We start from the raw sequence: 20,897 nt of genomic DNA, 5'->3' as shown, positions 1-20,897 counted from the left end.
TACTCGTTCTTTACTCGTACTCAGCCCGACACATCGCCACGGTATCTTCGATCAGTCGACGCGCGACGGTACCCGGCGGGGGAAGTAGCGGTAAGTCATCGTAGCGATACCAGTTCGCTTCCAGCAGTTCTTTCGGGTCGATGACGATCTCTCCGCTATCATATTCCGCCATAAACGCGGTCATCAAAGACTGCGGAAACGGCCAGGGCTGGGAGGTAACGTAGCGCAGGTTTTTCACCTTAATGCCGCTTTCTTCCATCACTTCTCGCGCTACCGCTTGTTCTAACGTCTCCCCCACTTCAACAAAACCGGCCAGCACGGTATGCACGCCGTTGCGGTGGCGAACATGCTGAGCCAGCAGCAGGGAGTCTTCACGACGGATGGCGACAATAATGCAGGGTGCAATTTGTGGATAATAACGTTCACGGCAGTGGCTACACAGCATCGCCCATTCGGTTTTGCTAGGGTGCATCGGATGGCCGCAATAACCGCAGAATTTATGCGAACGGAAAAACTCGGCCAACTGCACGCCGCGTCCGACCAGTTGAAACAGTCCCACATCCTGATCGAGGATCTGGCGCACTGAGCCCATATCGTGGCGACGCTGCTGCTGCACCAGCCAGACGGTTTCACCTTCCCACTCGCCTATCGGCAACCCGCGCTGACCCAGCAGATCAAAACCAGCCGCGTCACCATGTGGCAGCTCTCCGTGAGGCAACCACAATTTTTGTTCATGACTGACGATCCACCAGCCACTGTCTAATTTTTCAATTATACGATCCATATCTCTTGCGCAACCTTTGCTTCACAGGCATGTTGTTTACATTATTTTTACATTTATCGGTGAGCCGTTTTTCAACACCACCTTGCGGAGTCAATCATGCTAAACCAGCTGGAAAGCCTGACGGAACACGTCGGAGGAAGTAATAAACTGGTTGATCGCTGGCTACATGTACGTAAGCACCTGCTCGTGGCTTACTACAATCTGGTTGGCATTAAGCCTGGCAAAGAATCGTACATGCGGCTCAATGAAAAAGCGCTGGATGATTTTTGTCAGAGCCTGGTCGACTACCTCTCCACCGGACACTTCAGTATTTATGAACGTATTCTGCATAAATTGGAAGGGAACGGGCAGCTTTTAAAAGCCACAAAAATTTGGCCACTGCTGGAAGCCAATACACAGCAGATTATGGACGACTATGACTCCAGCCTGGAAAACGCCATTGATCACGATAATTTCCTTGAATTTCAACAGGCCTTATCGGATATCGGCGAGGCACTGGAAGCCCGGTTTGTGCTGGAAGACAAGCTGATTATGCTGGTGCTTGATGCGGTACATGACAGCGCAATGATCAAACGCCCTGCTTGAGATCCTGACCATTAACGCGTAGTTTACAAGCGTCCCCTCTTTGGAGGGGGCGTTATCTTGTCGGAGTGCTTATTTTCCACAGCAGCATGAGTGGAAAAGGCTGAGACCGTTAATTCGGGATCCGCGGAACCTGATCAGGCTAATACCTGCGAAGGGAACAAGAGTAAACCTACAGTTGTATCGCCCATGGGCGATCTTCCCTCTTGCTTCATCCGTCGTCTGACAAGCCATATCCTTACTTTTTTGGAATGAGCTATGTCTGCCACTACTAAACCATCCCGCCGCGAACAGCGCGCCCAGGCCCAACACTTTATCGACACCCTGGAAGGGACCGCCTTTCCTAACTCAAAACGCATCTACATTACTGGTTCGCAGCCGGATATCCGTATCCCAATGCGTGAAATCCAGCTCAGCCCGACGCTGACTGGCGGTTCAAAAGACAACCCACAGTTCGAAGAGAACGAACCTATCCCGGTGTACGACACCTCCGGCCCGTACGGCGATCCGGATGTGGTGATTAACGTCCAGCAGGGTCTGGCAAAGCTGCGCCAGCCGTGGATATCCGCACGTAATGACAGCGAAGAGCTGGACGACCGTAGCTCCGCCTATACCAAAGAGCGCCTGGCCGATGATGGCCTGGACGCGCTGCGTTTCAACGGCTTGCTGACGCCTAAGCGCGCCAAAACCGGCCGCTGCGTGACTCAGTTACACTATGCCCGCCAGGGCATCGTCACTCCGGAGATGGAGTTTATCGCTATCCGCGAAAATATGGGCCGCGAGCGCATTCGCAGTGAAGTGCTGCGCCACCAGCATCCAGGCATGAGCTTTGGCGCCAGCCTGCCGGAAAATATCACGGCGGAATTCGTGCGTGATGAAGTCGCTGCCGGGCGCGCCATCATCCCCGCCAACATCAACCACCCGGAATCAGAGCCGATGATCATCGGACGTAATTTCCTGGTGAAGGTCAATGCCAACATCGGTAACTCCGCGGTGACTTCCTCCATCGAAGAAGAAGTGGAAAAGCTGGTGTGGTCCACGCGCTGGGGGGCGGATACGGTGATGGACCTCTCCACCGGTCGCTATATTCACGAAACCCGCGAATGGATCCTGCGTAACAGCCCGGTTCCGATCGGCACCGTACCGATCTACCAGGCGCTGGAGAAGGTCAATGGGATCGCCGAAGATCTCACCTGGGAAGCGTTCCGCGACACGCTGCTGGAGCAGGCCGAACAGGGTGTCGACTACTTCACCATTCACGCGGGCGTACTGCTGCGTTACGTGCCGATGACCGCCAGGCGCCTGACCGGAATTGTCTCGCGCGGCGGTTCGATTATGGCGAAGTGGTGCCTCTCTCATCACCAGGAAAACTTCCTGTTCGAGCACTTCCGCGAAATCTGTGAAATCTGCGCCGCTTATGACGTTTCTCTGTCGCTGGGTGATGGTCTGCGTCCGGGCTCTATTCAGGATGCCAACGACGAGGCACAGTTCTCAGAGCTGCATACGCTGGGCGAGCTGACTAAAATTGCCTGGGAATATGATGTGCAGGTGATGATTGAAGGCCCGGGCCACGTGCCGATGCAGATGATTAAGCGCAACATGACCGAAGAACTGGAACACTGCCATGAAGCGCCGTTCTATACCTTAGGGCCATTGACTACCGACATTGCGCCGGGCTACGACCATTTCACCTCCGGTATTGGCGCGGCAATGATCGGCTGGTTTGGTTGCGCGATGCTGTGCTACGTCACGCCAAAAGAGCACCTCGGCCTGCCGAACAAAGAAGACGTGAAGCAGGGGTTGATTACCTACAAGATTGCCGCGCACGCCGCCGATTTAGCTAAAGGGCATCCGGGTGCGCAGATCCGCGATAACGCTATGTCAAAAGCGCGCTTCGAATTCCGCTGGGAAGACCAGTTTAATCTGGCGCTCGACCCCTTCACCGCCCGCGCCTACCACGATGAAACCCTGCCACAGGAGTCCGGCAAAGTCGCTCACTTCTGCTCAATGTGCGGGCCGAAATTCTGCTCGATGAAAATCAGCCAGGAAGTGCGCGACTACGCCGCCGCACAGACTATTGAAGTGGGAATGGCGGATATGTCGGAGAACTTCCGCGCCAAAGGCGGTGAAATCTACCTCAAAAAAGAGGAGGCATGATGTACCAGCCTGATTTCCCAACGGTCCCTTTCCGCCTCGGACTGTACCCGGTGGTCGACAGCATTGCGTGGATTGAACGCCTGCTTGATGCAGGCGTACGTACTATCCAACTGCGAATCAAAGATAAACGCGACGAAGAGGTCGAAGCCGACGTGATTGCCGCGATTGAACTGGGGCGTCGCTACGATGCCCGTCTGTTTATCAATGACTACTGGCGACTGGCGATTAAACACCATGCTTACGGGGTACATCTGGGCCAGGAAGATCTTGAAACCACCGACCTGAAGGCGATTCAGGTGGCAGGATTACGCCTGGGGGTATCCACCCACGATGATATGGAGATTGACGTGGCACTCGCTGCTCGCCCTTCTTACATCGCACTGGGTCACGTCTTCCCGACACAAACCAAGCAGATGCCATCTGCCCCACAGGGATTGGTACAACTCGCCACGCATATCGAACGACTGGCTGATTACCCTACTGTCGCCATTGGCGGTATCAGCCTCGAGCGGGCACCGGCTGTGCTGGCGACCGGGGTGGGCAGCATTGCGGTGGTCAGCGCCATCACGCAGGCCGCTGACTGGCGAGGTGCCACGTCACAGCTGCTTTCAATTGCAGGAGCAGGCGATGAATGATCGCGATTTTATGCGCTATAGCCGCCAGATTTTACTCGGTGATATTGCGATAGAGGGCCAGCAGACACTGCTCAACAGCCACGTGCTGATTGTTGGCTTGGGCGGATTAGGCTCCCCTGCCGCGCTGTATCTGGCGGGTGCGGGAGTAGGCACATTGACGCTGGTGGACGACGACGACGTGCATCTGAGTAATCTTCAGCGCCAGATCCTGTTCACGACTGATGATATCGCCCGGTCAAAATCCCAGATGGCCCAACAGCGACTGACACGGCTCAACCCGGATATCGAACTGGTAGCGCTACAGCAGCGCCTGAAAGACGATGCGCTCAGGCACGCGGTGGCGCGAGCTGACGTGGTGCTCGACTGCACCGACAATATGGCGACGCGTCAGGCAATCAACGCAGCCTGCGTAACGCTGAATACACCGCTCATCACCGCCAGTGCCGTCGGTTTTGGTGGCCAACTGATGGTGCTGACGCCGCCGTGGGAACAGGGCTGCTACCGCTGTCTGTGGCCGGATGACATCGAGCCCGAACGCAACTGCCGTACCGCAGGCATTGTCGGTCCGGTCGTTGGCATCATGGGTACCCTGCAGGCGCTGGAAGCCATCAAACTTCTCAGCGGTATTGAAACCCTAAGCGGTGAATTACGCCTGTTCGATGGTAAAACCAGCCAGTGGCGTAGCCTGGCGTTACGCCGCGCCCGCGGTTGTCCGGTATGCGGAGGGCAACATGCAGATCCAATTCAATGATGAGCCAGTACAGTGTGCCGAGGGGCAAAATATCAGCGCGCTGCTGGCAGAGCTTAATCAGCTCAAGCCGGGGATAGCGCTGGCGCTGAATCAACAGATCCTGCCGCGCGAGCAGTGGGAACAGCAAATCGTGCAGGAAGGCGACCAGATCCTGCTTTTTCAGGTTATTGCAGGGGGTTGATATGCTACGTATTGCCGACAAAACGTTTGATTCACATCTGTTCACCGGCACGGGGAAATTTGCCTCATCGCAACTGATGGTCGACGCCATTCGCGCCTCCGGTAGCCAACTGGTGACATTGGCAATGAAGCGCGTGGATTTACGCCAGCACAACGATGCCATTTTGGTGCCACTGGTCGAGGCAGGGGTAACGCTGCTGCCGAATACCTCAGGGGCGAAAACGGCGGATGAAGCTATTTTTGCCGCGCAGTTGGCGCGCGAAGCGCTGGGGACGCACTGGCTGAAATTAGAAATACATCCTGACGCTCGATGGCTGTTACCAGATCCTATCGAAACGCTGAAAGCCGCCGAGGCGCTGGTGAAGCAGGGTTTCGTGGTGCTGCCCTACTGCGGCGCGGACCCGGTGCTGTGCAAGCGGCTGGAAGAAGTGGGCTGTGCGGCGGTCATGCCGCTCGGTGCGCCCATTGGCTCAAATCAGGGCCTGGAAACCCGCGCCATGCTGGAGATCATTATTCAGCAGGCCACCGTCCCAGTGGTGGTTGATGCCGGGATCGGTGTGCCCAGCCATGCCACGCAGGCGTTGGAAATGGGGGCCGACGCGGTGTTGGTCAACACGGCGATTGCCGTAGCGGACGACCCGGTAATGATGGCGACGGCGTTCCGGCTGGCGGTTGAAGCGGGCCTTCTGGCACGTCAGGCCGTTCCGGGGAGCCGAAGTACCAATGCTTGCGCCACCAGCCCATTGACCGGATTTCTGGAGGTCTCAGCATGAAAACCTTCAGCGATCGCTGGCGACGGCTGGATTGGGATGATATCCGTCTGCGCATTAACGGCAAAACCGCCGCCGATGTCGAGCGCGCACTTAACACTGCACAGCTGAGTCGTGATGACCTGATGGCGCTGCTCTCGCCAGCCGCCGCCGAGTATCTGGAGCCGCTGGCGCAGCGAGCGCAAAAGCTGACCCGCCAACGCTTTGGTAATACCGTCAGCTTTTACGTACCGCTGTATCTCTCCAACCTGTGCGCTAACGACTGCACCTATTGCGGTTTCTCCATGAGCAACCGCATCAAGCGTAAAACTTTGGATGAATCAGAGATTCAACGAGAGTGTGCGGCGATCCGCGAGCTGGGTTTTGAGCATCTGCTGCTGGTCACCGGCGAGCATCAGGCAAAGGTCGGCATGGACTATTTTCGCCGCCATTTACCCGCCATCCGTCGTCAGTTTTCTTCGCTACAGATGGAGGTGCAACCGCTGTCAGTTGCTGAATATGCTGAGCTAAAGGTGCTTGGCCTGGACGGCGTAATGGTTTATCAGGAGAGCTATCACGAGGCGACTTATGCCCGGCACCATCTGAAGGGAAAAAAGCAGGACTTCTTTTGGCGGCTGGAAACGCCGGACCGACTTGGTCACGCCGGTATCGACAAAATTGGCCTTGGGGCACTGATTGGCTTGTCTGACAGTTGGCGGGTTGATTGCTATATGGTAGCCGAGCATTTGCTATGGATGCAGCAACATTACTGGCAAAGCCGTTATTCAATCTCGTTCCCACGCCTGCGCCCATGTACCGGAGGTATTGAACCGGCATCGATTATGGATGAGCGTCAACTGGTACAAACCATTTGTGCGTTTCGCTTGTTGGCACCGGACATCGAGCTGTCGCTCTCCACGCGTGAATCACCGTGGTTTCGCGACCACGTCATTCCGCTAGCAATCAATAACGTCAGCGCCTTCTCAAAGACGCAGCCCGGCGGCTATGCCGACAATCACCCGGAGCTGGAACAGTTTTCTCCGCATGATGATCGGCGCCCTGAAGATGTTGCCGCAGCACTCAGTGCGCAGGGTTTACAGCCCGTGTGGAAAGACTGGGATAGTTTTCTCGGACGTGCGTCACAGATGTAGTGAATCCGGATGTAAAAACGAAAAAACCCGCTTTCGCGGGTTTTTTTATTCACTATCACTTATCTGCTCAGGCTCTGGCCTTCATCGCTATCGTAAGCGTTCGTGAGATTATCGGCGATTACAGCGCGATAACGTTAACAGCAGACGGGCCTTTCGCGCCGTTCTCCACGGAGAACTCGACTTTTTGGCCTTCGTCTAAGGTTTTATAATCGTTGCTCTGGATAGCGGAAAAATGCACAAACACATCTTTGCTACCGTCCTGAGGAGTAATAAAGCCGAAGCCTTTCTCAGAGTTAAACCATTTTACTAAACCAGTCATTTTGTTAGACATAGATACTTCCTTTCATATTTTGAGCCGCTTATGCAGCGAAGATGGCCTGTTTTGCAGAAATTAACTTATTGGGCACTTAGGAGGAGGCTCATGAAGAAGAGTATCTGAGGATAACGCTTGAACTGAGAACTGCTTTACTAAAACTGCTTTCATAAGGTCTGTGTTCCAAACCGATGCAGCTATGGTAGCCTTACTTCTAATCATTACGCAAGCATTAATTTATTTAATGCCCTTAGCTGGTGAAATATTGAGCTGATTTAGTTTGGAGCCTAAGCTAACACCTTGATGTATATATAATAAAAGCCCTGACCGTTGCAGCCAGGGCTTTAAGTTACTACAAACTTCAGATTTAACATTAATTGACTTACAATTTGATACTGCTGTTTGTACTACATTTTAAATGTACACGTTTACCACAGATAATATTGGAGAATGCTACTAACGAACCTTCCTCTATTTACCGTTAAACATATTTCGCCAGCTTGATGAATTCACTCAAGAATGGCGGCCTAAACAAGTACACTTCCCCTCGCGACATATACTCTTTGATGCGTTGCCTGACTTCCCTTGCGATTGCTCAATAATGGAAACCGCAAACATTAACTTTTAAATCATGGCCTTACATCGTCGCGCTTACTTAACTTTTTGCGATTACATATATCAACTACGTAGCCTTAAAGCATCGTCGATGTGAAATAAAATAACTTCAACGTCGACTACCCCATACAACAAAATACTTCGTGGCCTTTATCGCAATCCCCCTATCGAACTCTACTAACTCTTACTGCTTTAACAGCTAACTACTCTTTCTCTGCTGTTAAGTATTAACATACGGATTTAAAAAATAGTGTCAATACTGTTTTTAATGACATGTCTTTATTGACAGTATTCATAAGACTGCATGTCAGGCAAAAAAAAACCCGCCGAGGCGGGTTTTTCATTACGGTCAGCAACGATTAATCGTTGTTAGAACCGCCCAGACCTGCGTTCAGCAGTTCTGCCAGGCTGGCAGATGCATCTTCCGCAGTAACCTGAGGCGCTGCCGGCTGTTCGCCCGCTGCGCGACGGCGCATACGATCCTGGTGGTACGCATAACCGGTACCGGCAGGGATCAGACGACCCACGATAACGTTCTCTTTCAGGCCACGCAGTTCGTCGCGTTTACCCGCAACGGCTGCTTCGGTCAGGACACGCGTGGTCTCCTGGAACGATGCGGCAGAGATGAACGATTCGGTTGCCAGAGACGCTTTGGTGATACCCAGCAGGTCGCGAGAGTAAGTTGCCGCAACTTTGCCGTTCGCTTCCAGATCGCGGTTAGCAATCTTGACGCGGGAGTATTCAACCTGTTCGCCTTCCAGGAAGTCGGAGCTACCAGCACTGTCAATGGTCGCTTTACGCAGCATCTGACGAACGATAACTTCAATGTGTTTATCGTTAATCTTAACGCCTTGCAGACGGTAAACGTCCTGAACTTCGTTGGTGATGTAACGCGTTACCGCGTGTACGCCACGAAGACGCAGGATGTCGTGCGGTGCTTCCGGACCGTCGGAAACAACGTCACCACGTTCTACACGTTCACCTTCGAACACGTTGAGCTGACGCCATTTCGGAATCATCTCTTCGTACGGTTCGCTGCCGTCTAACGGGGTGATAACCAGACGACGCTTCCCTTTGGTTTCTTTACCGAAGGAAATGATACCGCTGATTTCCGCAAGGATAGCTGGCTCTTTCGGACGACGTGCTTCGAACAGATCCGCAACGCGTGGCAGACCACCGGTGATGTCCTTGGTACCGCTGGATTCCTGAGGAATACGCGCCAGAGCATCACCCGCACTGATCTGGATACCATCTTCCAGCTGGACGATTGCTTTACCCGGCAGGAAGTACTGCGCAGGCATATCGGTACCTGGGATCAGAACGTCGTTACCGTTAGCATCAACAATTTTCAGTGCCGGACGCAGATCTTTACCACCTGCAGTACGCTCTGCAGAATCCAGAACCACCAGAGAAGACAGACCGGTCAGTTCGTCGGTCTGACGAGTAATGGTCTGGCCGTCAATCATGTCAGTAAAGCGGATGAAACCACTTACTTCAGTGATGACTGGCATGGTGTGCGGATCCCAGTTTGCTACGGTTTCGCCGCCAGTAACCTGTTCGCCATCACCTTTCGCCATAACCGCACCGTAAGGCACTTTATAGCTCTCTTTGGTACGACCGAATTCGTCGATCAGTTTCAGCTCGGTGTTACGCGAGGTCACTACCAGCTTACCGGCAGAGTTCACAACCGACTTCGCATTGCTCAGACGGATGCTACCTTTGTTTTTCACCTGGATGCTGGATTCAGCAGCCGCACGAGATGCCGCACCACCGATGTGGAACGTACGCATCGTCAGCTGTGTACCCGGTTCACCGATGGACTGTGCCGCGATAACGCCGATGGCTTCCCCTTTGTTGATGATGTGGCCACGTGCCAGGTCACGACCATAGCAGTGCGCACATACACCAAAGTCGGTGTCACAGGATACAACGGAACGTACTTTGACGGAGTCAACAGAGTTCTCTTCCAGCAGGTCACACCAGTGCTCATGCAGCAGCGTGTTGCGTGGAACCAGAATATCCGCGGTACCCGGCTTCAGAACGTCTTCAGCAGTCACACGACCCAGAACGCGATCGCGCAGCGGTTCTTTAACGTCACCACCCTCGATAACCGGGGTCATGGTGATGCCTTCCAGTGTGCCGCAGTCATCTTCAGTCACAACCAGATCCTGCGCGACGTCAACCAGACGACGAGTCAGATAACCGGAGTTTGCTGTTTTCAGTGCGGTATCCGCCAGACCTTTACGCGCACCGTGCGTGGAGATGAAGTACTGGAGTACGTTCAGACCTTCACGGAAGTTCGCGGTGATCGGCGTTTCGATGATGGAGCCATCCGGCTTCGCCATCAGACCACGCATACCTGCCAGCTGACGAATCTGTGCTGCAGAACCACGCGCACCGGAGTCGGCCATCATGTAGATGCTGTTGAAGGAAACCTGCTGCTCTTCGACGCCATCACGGTTGATAACGGTTTCGGTCTGCAGGTTATCCATCATCGCTTTGGATACACGATCGTTCGCCGCTGCCCAGATATCGATAACTTTGTTGTAGCGTTCGCCCGCGGTTACCAGACCAGACTGGAACTGCTCCTGGATCTCAGCAACTTCAGCTTCCGCTTCAGAGATGATCTCGTATTTCTTCTCTGGGATAACCATGTCGTCAATACCAACAGATGCGCCTGAGCGCGCTGCATAGGCAAAGCCGGTGTACATGGTCTGGTCAGCGAAGATTACGGTCGGCTTCAGGCCCAGAATGCGGTAACAGGTGTTCAGCATTTTGGAGATAGCTTTCTTACCCAGCGCCTGGTTGACGATGGAGAAAGGCAGACCTTTCGGTACGATCATCCACAAAATAGCACGGCCAACGGTCGTGTCTTTCAGGCTGGTATGCGCAACGAATTCGCCGTTTTCATCTTTTTCGTATTCGGTGATACGCACTTTAACGCGCGCATGCAGAGAGGCCAGACCTGCGCGATAGATACGCTCAGCTTCTTTCGGGCCAGTCAGCACCATGCCTTCGCCTTTGGCGTTAACACAGTCACGGGTCATGTAGTACAGACCCAATACAACGTCCTGAGACGGAACGATGATAGGTTCGCCGTTCGCCGGGGACAGGATGTTGTTGGTAGACATCATCAGCGCACGCGCTTCGAGCTGGGCTTCCAGCGTCAGCGGTACGTGAACAGCCATCTGGTCACCATCGAAGTCGGCGTTATATGCCGCACAAACCAGCGGGTGAAGCTGGATAGCTTTACCTTCGATCAGTACTGGTTCAAATGCCTGGATACCCAGACGGTGCAGTGTTGGTGCACGGTTCAGCAGTACCGGGTGTTCGCGGATAACTTCGTCCAGGATATCCCAAACGACAGCTTCTTCACGCTCAACCATTTTCTTAGCGGCTTTGATGGTGGTGGCGAGGCCACGCAGTTCCAGCTTGCCGTAGATGAACGGTTTGAACAGTTCCAGTGCCATTTTCTTCGGCAGACCGCACTGATGCAGACGCAGGTATGGACCTACGGTGATAACAGAACGACCGGAGTAGTCAACACGCTTACCGAGCAGGTTCTGACGGAAACGACCCTGCTTACCTTTGATCATATCGGCCAAAGATTTCAGAGGACGTTTGTTAGAACCGGTGATCGCACGACCGCGACGACCGTTATCCAACAGGGCGTCAACCGCTTCCTGCAGCATACGTTTTTCGTTACGTACGATGATATCTGGCGCAGCCAGATCCAGCAGACGTTTCAGACGGTTGTTACGGTTAATGACGCGACGATACAGATCGTTCAGGTCAGAAGTCGCAAAACGACCACCATCCAGCGGAACCAGCGGACGCAGATCTGGCGGCAGAACCGGCAGAACGGTCAGGATCATCCACTCTGGCTTGTTGCCAGACTGTACGAACGCTTCCAGCAGTTTGATACGCTTGGTCAGCTTCTTACGCTTGGTTTCGGAGTTGGTTTCGTTCAGCTCTTCGCGCAGAGTTTCACACTCTTGCTCCAGATCCATGCTCTTCAGCAGGGCCTGGATAGCTTCCGCACCCATCTTCGCGTCGAATTCGTCACCGAACTCTTCCAGCGCGTCCAGATACTGCTCTTCAGTCAGGATCTGTTGACGTTCCAGATTGGTCATACCGCCTTCGATAACAACATATGATTCGAAGTACAGTACGCGTTCGATATCACGCAGCGGCATATCGAGCAACAGACCGATACGGGACGGCAGTGATTTCAGGAACCAGATGTGCGCAGTCGGAGACGCCAGCTCGATGTGGCCCATACGCTCACGGCGTACTTTAGTCTGGGTCACTTCAACGCCGCACTTCTCACAGATCACACCACGGTGTTTCAGGCGCTTGTACTTACCGCACAGGCACTCGTAATCTTTTACTGGCCCAAAGATACGGGCGCAGAAAAGGCCGTCACGCTCAGGTTTGAACGTACGGTAGTTAATGGTTTCCGGCTTCTTAACTTCACCGAAAGACCATGAACGGATCATGTCTGGCGAGGCCAGAGCAATTTTGATCGCATCAAACTCTTCGGTTTTAGTCTGCGCTTTCAGAAACTTTAATAAATCTTTCACGGATTTGCTCCCGTCGGAGTTAGCACAATCTGGCGCCGGGTCTTACCCCGGCACCAGTGACCTGTTTGAGCGAGAGTTACTCGTCTTCCAGCTCGATGTTGATACCCAGCGAACGAATCTCTTTCAACAGTACGTTGAAGGATTCTGGCATGCCTGGTTCCATCTGATGGTTGCCGTCCACGATGTTTTTATACATCTTGGTACGACCATTCACGTCATCAGACTTAACGGTGAGCATTTCCTGCAGGGTGTATGCCGCGCCATATGCTTCCAGCGCCCACACTTCCATCTCCCCGAAGCGCTGACCACCGAACTGAGCCTTACCACCCAGCGGCTGCTGAGTAACCAGGCTGTAAGAACCGGTAGAACGCGCGTGCATCTTGTCATCAACCAAGTGGTTCAGTTTCAGCATGTACATGTAGCCAACGGTAACCTGGCGCTCGAATTGCTCACCGGTACGACCGTCGAACAGTGTGATCTGACCAGAAGTCGGCAGGCCACCCAGCTGTAACAGTTCCTTGATTTCAGACTCTTTCGCACCGTCGAAGACCGGCGTTGCGATCGGCATACCTTTTTTCAGGTTTTCAGCCAGACGCAGAACTTCTTCATCACTGAAGGTATTCAGGTCAACTTTCTGACGAACGTCGGTACCCAGATCGTAGGCACGCTGGATGAATTCGCGCAGTTTGGCGACTTCTTCTTGCTGCTTCAGCATGGCGTTGATTTTCTCGCCGATACCTTTCGCAGCCATACCCAGGTGGGTCTCAAGGATCTGACCGATGTTCATACGCGATGGTACGCCCAGCGGGTTCAGTACGATATCTACCGGCGTACCGTTAGCATCGTGTGGCATATCTTCGATCGGGTTGATCTTAGAGATAACACCCTTGTTACCGTGACGACCTGCCATCTTATCACCAGGCTGGATCCGACGTTTAACCGCCAGATAAACCTTAACAATCTTCAGCACGCCTGGTGCCAGATCGTCGCCCTGAGTGATTTTACGGCGTTTCGCTTCGAGTTTTTTCTCGAATTCGTGTTTCAGTTCGTCGTACTGCTCAGCCAGCTGTTCCAGCTGATTTTGTTTCTCTTCGTCGGTCAGGCCGAGTTCCAGCCAGCGATCGCGCGGCAGTTTGTCGAGCTTCTCAGCTTCAACGCCACCGGCAACCAGCACCGCGTAGATACGGCTAAACAGGCCAGCTTCGAGGATCTGCAGTTCTTCAGACAGGTCTTTTTTGGCCTGCTTCAGCTGCATCTCTTCGATTTCCAGCGCACGTTTGTCTTTTTCTACGCCATCGCGAGTAAAGACCTGAACGTCGATAATCGTACCGGAAACACCGTTTGGTACACGCAGAGAAGAGTCTTTAACATCAGACGCTTTCTCACCGAAGATTGCACGCAGCAGCTTCTCTTCTGGAGTCAGCTGGGTTTCACCTTTCGGCGTTACCTTACCTACCAGAATGTCGCCACCGGTGACTTCTGCACCAATGTAAACGATACCGGACTCATCCAGTTTAGAGAGCGCAGCTTCACCCACGTTCGGGATATCAGCGGTGATCTCTTCCGGCCCCAGCTTGGTGTCACGGGACACACAGGCCAGTTCCTGAATGTGGATGGTAGTGAAACGGTCTTCCTGAACAACACGCTCGGAAACGAGGATGGAGTCTTCGAAGTTGTAACCGTTCCATGGCATGAACGCCACGCGCATGTTCTGACCCAGAGCCAGTTCACCAAGGTCGGTGGACGGACCGTCTGCCAGCACATCACCACGTTCAACCGGCTCGCCCAGAGAGACACACGGCATCTGGTTGATACAGGTGTTCTGGTTAGAACGGGTGTACTTGGTCAGGTTATAGATGTCGATACCCGCTTCGCCCGCATGCATCTCGTCTTCGTTAACTTTGATAACGATACGGGAAGCATCAACGTACTGAACGGTACCGCCACGCTTAGCAACAGCAGTAACACCGGAGTCAACGGCAACAGCACGCTCCATACCGGTACCAACCAGCGGCTTATCAGCACGCAGAGTCGGAACCGCCTGACGTTGCATGTTCGCACCCATCAATGCACGGTTGGCGTCATCGTGTTCCAGGAACGGAATCAGGGACGCACCGACGGATACCACCTGCTGGGTGGATACGTCCATGTAGTCAACCTGGTCACGGCTGAACAAGCTGGATTCGCCTTTGCTACGACATGTTACCAGGTCTTCTACAAAGTGGCCTTCGTCATCCAGGTTGGAGTTCGCCTGAGCGATAACGTAGTTGCCTTCTTCGATAGCAGACAAGTAATGAATTTCGTCGGTAACAACACCGTCAGTCACTTTACGATACGGCGTCTCAAGGAAGCCATATTCGTTAGTCTGTGCGTACACGGACAGGGAGTTGATCAGACCGATGTTCGGACCTTCAGGGGTTTCGATTGGACATACGCGACCGTAGTGAGTCGGGTGTACGTCTCGAACTTCGAAGCCTGCACGTTCACGGGTCAAACCGCCTGGGCCGAGGGCAGAGATACGACGCTTGTGCGTAATCTCAGACAGCGGGTTGTTCTGGTCCATAAACTGAGACAGCTGGCTGGAACCGAAGAACTCTTTCACTGCGGCAGAAATCGGCTTGGCGTTGATCATATCCTGAGGCATCAGGGTATCCAGATCGCCCAGAGACAGACGCTCTTTCACCGCACGCTCTACACGTACCAGGCCAACGCGGAACTGGTTTTCCGCCATTTCGCCAACGGAACGGATACGACGGTTACCGAGGTGGTCGATATCATCGACTTCGCCTTTACCGTTACGGATATCGATGAGCTTCTTCATCACTTCGATGATGTCGTCTTTGCTCAGGATACCGGAACCTTCGATCTCGTCACGCAGCAGAGAACGGTTGAACTTCATACGACCAACCGCAGACAAGTCATAGCGGTCTTCGGAGAAGAACAGGTTCTCGAACAGGCTTTCAGCAGCTTCGCGAGTCGGCGGCTCACCAGGGCGCATCATACGGTAGATTTCTACCAGCGCGCTCAGACGATCGTTGGTTGGGTCGACGCGTATAGTTTCAGAAATATATGCACCGTGATCCAGATCGTTGGTAAACAGCGTTTCGATACGCTTGTGACCAGACTGACTCAGCTTAGCCAGCAGATCCAGGCTCAGCTCCATGTTCGCTGCGCAAATCAGCTCACCGGTTGATGCGTCAACGTAGTCTTTAGCCGCAACTTTGCCCGCGATGTACTCAACTGGAACTTCGATAAGCTTGATATCGTCTTTTTCCAGCTGACGAATATGGCGCGCAGTGATGCGACGACCTTTTTCGACGTAGATTTTGCCGTTAGCTTCAATATCAAAGGAGGCGGTTTCACCACGCAGGCGTTCCGGCACCAGTTCCATCTGCAGCTTGTTGTCACGAATTTCGAAGACAACTTTCTCAAAGAACAGGTCAAGGATCTGTTCAGTGGTGTACTGCAGCGCACGCAGAATAATGGTCGCTGGCAGTTTGCGGCGACGGTCAATACGTACGAACAGGTTGTCCTTCGGATCGAATTCGAAATCCAGCCAGGAACCACGGTAAGGAATGATACGCGCGTTATAAAGCACTTTACCCGAAGAGTGGGTTTTACCCTTATCGGAGTCAAAGAAGACGCCTGGGCTACGGTGCAACTGGGAAACAATAACACGCTCGGTACCGTTGATAACAAAGGTACCGTTGTCAGTCATGAGTGGAATTTCACCCATGTAGACTTCTTGTTCTTTAATGTCTTTTACGGTGCCTTCCGGCGCTTCGCGCTCGTAGATCACCAGACGCAGTTTGACGCGCAGCGGTGCGGAATAAGTCACGCCACGGATCTGACATTCCTGAACGTCAAAAACAGGTTCGCCAAGGCGGTAGCTGACGTACTGCAGCTCAGAATTACCGCTATAGCTTTTAATAGGGAAAACGGAACGGAAAGCTGCTTCCAGACCATACTGCCCTTCAGGATCTTGCTCGATGAACTTCTGAAACGAGTCAAGCTGGATAGAAAGGAGATAAGGTATGTCCAACACTTGCGGACGTTTACCAAAATCCTTACGAATACGTTTTTTCTCGGTATAGGAGTAAACCATTAGGGTTCCTCAGCTCGCTGACAAGTCGACCCATCTGTCCGACGAAGGGACAGTTTGTGCAACACTATTTTGTTGACCGGAAAATCGAATACTTTCCGCAATGCCTGTTGCTATCACGCTTAAACCATTTCGTTGCGATTTACACAGAGCGGAGGCTCTGTCGCAATATATTAAGGCGTCGATAGAAACAAACATTGAAAGGCACAACAGTAGTCAAACAGTGTGAAATGCTACTGGCGCCTTACAGCGCAAAAAGGCTGGTGACTAAAAAGTCACCAGCCATCAGCCTAATTTCTTAGGCTGCAACCAGAAAAGTTGGCTTATTTAACTTCAACTTCAGCGCCAGCTTCTTCCAGAGATTTTTTCAGTGCTTCAGCGTCATCTTTGCTCACGCCTTCTTTCAGAGCGGCCGGAGCAGATTCTACCAGGTCTTTAGCTTCTTTCAGACCCAGGCCAGTTGCGCCACGTACTGCTTTGATTACTGCAACTTTGTTCGCGCCGATACCTTTCAGAATCACGTCGAATTCAGTTTTTTCTTCAGCAGCTTCAGCAGGGCCCGCAGCTACAGCTACAGCAGCAGCAGCAGAAACACCGAATTTTTCTTCCATTGCAGAAATCAGTTCTACAACGTCCATTACGGACATAGCGGATACTGCTTCAATGATTTGATCTTTAGTGATAGACATTTAAATTGTTCCTGAAAATCAGAATAAGTTTATACGTAAGCAGATGCTTGATAAAGATAACTGCGATTAAGCAGCTTCTTTCGCATCGCGAACAGCAGCCAGAGTGCGAACCAGTTTGCCAGCCGAAGCTTCTTTCATGGTTGCCATCAGGCGTGCAATTGCTTCTTCGTAGGTCGGCAGAGTTGCCAGGCGATCGATTTGCGATGCCGGGATCAATTCACCTTCAAAGGCTGCGGCTTTGACCTCAAATTTTGCATTCGCTTTCGCGAAATCTTTGAACAGACGAGCAGCTGCGCCCGGGTGTTCCATAGAATATGCAATCAGGGTCGGACCAACGAACGCGTCTTTCAGGCACTCGAACTGAGTACCTTCAACAACACGGCGCAGCAGGGTGTTACGAACAACACGCATGTATACGCCGGCTTCGCGACCTGCTTTACGCAGTTCAGTCATTTTGTCTACAGTAACGCCACGGGAATCCGCAACTACTGCAGACAGCGCGCCTTTGGCTACTTCGCTGACTTCAGCAACAATCGCTTGTTTGTCTTGAAGATTTAAAGCCATTAGCTTTGCTCCTGGATGTTTGCCGGGACTCATGTCCCGGAACTCACTTCACTCTTCCCAACGGACAGAGCGTCTTAATACGGTGAGCAGAAACAAGCCAGAGTATCAGAAATAATCTTAGCGTTCTGTCACCGTCTACGCAGGGCATTAAGTTTCTTTCGAAACACCTGCGGTCTTCGACGGAGGCCTGGATAGGCCAGGCTCCAACGAACAAATCTTGTCTATGACTTCGCCCTTTGAACCGTAGCCGCGTTAGCTGCTCTCGTTCACACCGGTCATGTAGTTAACTACACTCCCGGCGATTCACTCAATTGCTGCCTTGCTACAATTCAAATGACTCGCATAGAGTTCTGTTTATTTCAACAGAATCGTGGGGGTAAGATTGTAGACAAAATCACCGCCCACGTAAAGGCGAATATTAGTTCGCCACAGTCGCGGTCAGACCGGACTGATCAACGGCAACACCAGCACCCATGGTGGTGGAGATGCTAACTTTCTTGATGTACACGCCTTTAGCCTGAGTCGGTTTCGCTTTTTTCAGCGCAACCAGCAGAGATTCCAGGTTTTCTTTCAGTTTGTCAGCGTCAAAATCCACTTTACCGATGGTAGTGTGGATGATGCCGTTTTTGTCGTTACGGTAACGAACCTGACCTGCTTTAGCGTTCTTAACCGCTTCAGCAACGTTAGGGGTTACAGTACCAACTTTCGGGTTTGGCATCAGGCCACGCGGACCCAGAACCTGGCCCAGTTGGCCAACAACGCGCATTGCATCAGGGGAAGCAATAACAACGTCAAAGTTCATTTCGCCTTTCTTGATCTGGTCAGCCAGATCTTCCATACCGACCAGTTCAGCGCCAGCAGCTTTAGCAGCTTCAGCGTTTGCGCCCTGGGCAAATACGGCTACGCGAACGGAACGGCCAGTACCGTGCGGCAGTACAGTTGCACCACGTACGTTCTGGTCAGATTTACGAGCATCGATACCGAGGTTAACGGCAACGTCAACGCTTTCTACGAATTTAGCAGTGGCCAGCTCTTTCAGCAGAGCAATAGCTTCGTTGATATCATACTGTTTAGTTGTATCAACTTTGTCACGGATCACGCGCATACGCTTGGTCAGTTTAGCCATTTCTTAATCCTCCACTACCAGGCCCATGGAACGTGCAGTACCTTCAATGGAGCGAGTCATCGCTTCAATGTCAGAACCAGTCATGTCGGCAGCTTTGGTCTGCGCGATTTCCTGCAGCTGAGCGCGGGAAATTTTACCCACTTTGTCTTTGTTCGGCTTACCGGAACCAGACTTGATACCAGCCGCTTTCTTCAGCAGAACTGCTGCCGGAGGCGTTTTGGTAACGAAAGTGAAAGAACGGTCAGCGTAAACGGTGATAACAACCGGGATCGGCAGACCTTTCTCCATGGAATCAGTTTTTGCGTTAAACGCTTTGCAGAATTCCATGATGTTCACGCCTTGTTGACCCAGTGCTGGACCTACCGGCGGGCTCGGGTTAGCCATACCAGCTGCAACCTGCAGCTTGACATAGGCTTGGACTTTCTTAGCCATTCTAAATTCCTCTAGTTGGGTTATAGCGCCTCAAAGAGGCTCCCCGTGATAAAATTCGTTTTACGGATGCTATCCATAAAAACAAAAGGCGCGAAATTGTATTCCAATCTCGCGCCTTGTGCAACGATTAAATCGCCGCTTTTTTGATCGACTTGTTAGGCTTTCTCAACCTGAGCGAAGTCCAGCTCAACCGGCGTTGCACGACCGAAGATAGATACGGAAACCTTCAGACGAGACTTCTCATAATCCACTTCTTCAACTACGCCGTTAAAGTCAGCAAACGGACCGTCGCTAACGCGAACCATTTCGCCCGGTTCAAACATCGTTTTCGGACGTGGCTTATCGCCAACCTGCTGCAGGCGGTTCATGATCGCATCAACTTCTTTGTCGCTGATCGGAGCTGGACGGTCAGAAGTACCGCCAATAAAGCCCATCACACGCGGCACGCTACGCACCAGGTGCCAGCTCGCATCGTTCATGACCATCTGGACCAGTACATAGCCCGGGAAGAATTTACGTTCGCTTTTGCGACGCTGACCGCCACGGATTTCGACCACTTCTTCAGTCGGCACCATGACTTCGCCAAACAACTCTTCCATATTTTGTAACTTGATATACTCACGCAGCGATGTGGCTACGCGGCCTTCAAAACCGGAAAACGCCTGAACGACGTACCAGCGCTTTTTAGGAGCTTCAGACATCTTAGAACCTCAGGCCAGTGATAAAGGATACCAGGCGAACCAGAATACCATCCAGTCCCCACAGGATCAGTGACATTACCGCAGTGACCGCAGCAACGATCAGCGTGGTGTGCAGCGTTTCCTGGCGAGTTGGCCAAATGACCTTACGGACTTCGGTACGCGCTTCACGGGCAAAAGCAACGGTCGCTTTACCTTTTGTCGTCAACAGCGCGACACCGCCCGCTGCAGCAATCAGAATCACTACGGCTAGCGCACGCAACGGCAGCATCATGTCACGATAGAGGTAGTTGCCAACGATAGCGACAAGCAGCAATACAGCGACAACAACCCACTTCATCGCTTCCAGGCCGCGCCCGCTTCCTTGAGCTTCGGTATTCGCACTCATAAACCAACCTGTCAGAAGTATTCTACAAACATTTTCACCCCGCGTACGCGAGGCGATCCAAACCGAAATGCTCTGGTGCGTTTCGGACTAAACGCCCTCTTCAGAGCCTGTCTCAGCAATGATTATGGCAAAAAAAATCACTGATGAGCCAGGTTCTGGTTCGACAGCGTATAAAAAGGGCATCAAATGATGCCCTTTTATTGCGCATTGCGTCAAATAATATCAGCAATTAGCTCATTACTTTGGCAACAACGCCCGCGCCAACGGTACGACCGCCTTCACGGATTGCAAAACGCAGACCATCGTCCATCGCGATCGGGTGGATCAGGGTAACAACCATTTTGATGTTGTCGCCCGGCATTACCATTTCTACGCCTTCCGGCAGTTCGATGGTACCC

17 protein-coding genes, 1 pseudogene and 1 riboswitch are annotated in these 20,897 nt (G+C 52.6%); of the genes and pseudogenes, 7 read left to right on the top strand and 11 right to left on the bottom strand.

Translation table 11 applies throughout. The annotated features are described in order from the left end of the window. Window positions 1–10: 10 nt before the first annotated feature. A complete protein-coding gene (gene nudC, locus QNN86_RS23280; protein WP_115259732.1) occupies window positions 11–784 on the bottom strand; it encodes an NAD(+) diphosphatase in 774 nt (257 codons plus the stop codon). A 96-nt stretch (window positions 785–880) separates the two neighbouring features. On the opposite strand from nudC, the gene rsd reads away from it, so the two are divergent. From rsd to thiH, 7 genes are all read left to right on the top strand, one after another. After that, window positions 881–1,369 (top strand): sigma D regulator, encoded by a 489-nt coding sequence (gene rsd, locus QNN86_RS23275; RefSeq protein WP_181618095.1) that lies wholly within the window; start codon window positions 881–883, stop codon window positions 1,367–1,369. Between the two features lie 51 nt (window positions 1,370–1,420). After that, window positions 1,421–1,543, top strand: a riboswitch (TPP riboswitch). Window positions 1,544–1,624: 81 nt separating this feature from the next. Then, window positions 1,625–3,523: a phosphomethylpyrimidine synthase ThiC gene (gene thiC, locus QNN86_RS23270; protein ID WP_182270612.1), complete on the top strand. Its 1,899-nt coding sequence runs from the start codon at window positions 1,625–1,627 to the stop codon at window positions 3,521–3,523. After that, window positions 3,523–4,158 carry a thiamine phosphate synthase gene (thiE, locus tag QNN86_RS23265; protein ID WP_181619526.1) on the top strand — a complete coding sequence of 212 codons (636 nt, stop codon included), beginning with the start codon at window positions 3,523–3,525 and terminating at the stop codon, window positions 4,156–4,158. The genes thiC and thiE overlap by 1 nt, the downstream gene beginning before the upstream one ends. Further along, window positions 4,151–4,909 (top strand): HesA/MoeB/ThiF family protein, encoded by a 759-nt coding sequence (locus tag QNN86_RS23260; protein ID WP_182270613.1) that lies wholly within the window; start codon window positions 4,151–4,153, stop codon window positions 4,907–4,909. The genes thiE and QNN86_RS23260 overlap by 8 nt, the downstream gene beginning before the upstream one ends. After that, window positions 4,890–5,090 carry a sulfur carrier protein ThiS gene (gene thiS / locus QNN86_RS23255; RefSeq protein WP_096758776.1) on the top strand — a complete coding sequence of 67 codons (201 nt, stop codon included), beginning with the start codon at window positions 4,890–4,892 and terminating at the stop codon, window positions 5,088–5,090. The genes QNN86_RS23260 and thiS overlap by 20 nt, the downstream gene beginning before the upstream one ends. A gap of 1 nt (window position 5,091) precedes the next feature. Further along, window positions 5,092–5,862: a thiazole synthase gene (gene thiG / locus QNN86_RS23250; protein WP_115259736.1), complete on the top strand. Its 771-nt coding sequence runs from the start codon at window positions 5,092–5,094 to the stop codon at window positions 5,860–5,862. Then, the gene (gene thiH / locus QNN86_RS23245) at window positions 5,859–6,989 is read left to right on the top strand and encodes a 2-iminoacetate synthase ThiH (protein ID WP_181618100.1); all 1,131 of its coding nucleotides are present in this window, start codon (window positions 5,859–5,861) and stop codon (window positions 6,987–6,989) included. The genes thiG and thiH overlap by 4 nt, the downstream gene beginning before the upstream one ends. A 118-nt stretch (window positions 6,990–7,107) precedes the next feature. Here the strand turns inward: thiH and cspA are convergent, their stop codons facing one another. From cspA to tuf, 10 genes and pseudogenes are all read right to left on the bottom strand, one after another. Continuing rightward, the gene (gene cspA / locus QNN86_RS23240) at window positions 7,108–7,320 is read right to left on the bottom strand and encodes an RNA chaperone/antiterminator CspA (RefSeq protein ID WP_096758779.1); all 213 of its coding nucleotides are present in this window, start codon (window positions 7,318–7,320) and stop codon (window positions 7,108–7,110) included. Between the two features lie 956 nt (window positions 7,321–8,276). Beyond that, window positions 8,277–12,500 (bottom strand): DNA-directed RNA polymerase subunit beta', encoded by a 4,224-nt coding sequence (rpoC, locus tag QNN86_RS23235; RefSeq protein ID WP_115259738.1) that lies wholly within the window; start codon window positions 12,498–12,500, stop codon window positions 8,277–8,279. A 76-nt stretch (window positions 12,501–12,576) separates the two neighbouring features. Beyond that, window positions 12,577–16,605 (bottom strand): DNA-directed RNA polymerase subunit beta, encoded by a 4,029-nt coding sequence (gene rpoB, locus QNN86_RS23230; protein WP_096758781.1) that lies wholly within the window; start codon window positions 16,603–16,605, stop codon window positions 12,577–12,579. Window positions 16,606–16,925: 320 nt separating this feature from the next. Then, window positions 16,926–17,291 (bottom strand): 50S ribosomal protein L7/L12, encoded by a 366-nt coding sequence (gene rplL, locus QNN86_RS23225; protein WP_049842133.1) that lies wholly within the window; start codon window positions 17,289–17,291, stop codon window positions 16,926–16,928. Between the two features lie 66 nt (window positions 17,292–17,357). Beyond that, complete coding sequence (rplJ, locus tag QNN86_RS23220; RefSeq protein WP_007704673.1) at window positions 17,358–17,855, bottom strand: 50S ribosomal protein L10; 498 nt, start codon at window positions 17,853–17,855, stop codon at window positions 17,358–17,360. Window positions 17,856–18,273: 418 nt separating this feature from the next. After that, window positions 18,274–18,981: a 50S ribosomal protein L1 gene (rplA, locus tag QNN86_RS23215; RefSeq protein ID WP_096758782.1), complete on the bottom strand. Its 708-nt coding sequence runs from the start codon at window positions 18,979–18,981 to the stop codon at window positions 18,274–18,276. Between the two features lie 3 nt (window positions 18,982–18,984). After that, window positions 18,985–19,413, bottom strand: a complete 429-nt coding sequence (gene rplK / locus QNN86_RS23210; RefSeq protein ID WP_003033122.1) for a 50S ribosomal protein L11 — start codon at window positions 19,411–19,413, stop codon at window positions 18,985–18,987. 155 nt (window positions 19,414–19,568) lie between these two features. Continuing rightward, a complete protein-coding gene (nusG, locus tag QNN86_RS23205) occupies window positions 19,569–20,114 on the bottom strand; it encodes a transcription termination/antitermination protein NusG (RefSeq protein WP_003033125.1) in 546 nt (181 codons plus the stop codon). A 1-nt stretch (window position 20,115) separates the two neighbouring features. Next, window positions 20,116–20,499 (bottom strand): preprotein translocase subunit SecE, encoded by a 384-nt coding sequence (secE, locus tag QNN86_RS23200; RefSeq protein WP_003033128.1) that lies wholly within the window; start codon window positions 20,497–20,499, stop codon window positions 20,116–20,118. Window positions 20,500–20,728: 229 nt separating this feature from the next. Continuing rightward, window positions 20,729–20,897, bottom strand: a pseudogene (gene tuf / locus QNN86_RS23195) (elongation factor Tu); the annotation flags it as partial.

Source organism: Citrobacter sp. C348 (assembly GCF_047467975.1).
Lineage (GTDB): Bacteria > Pseudomonadota > Gammaproteobacteria > Enterobacterales > Enterobacteriaceae > Citrobacter > Citrobacter gillenii.
The sequence above is the reverse complement of the archived record's forward strand: the minus strand, read 5'-3'. Positions and strand labels throughout refer to the sequence as shown.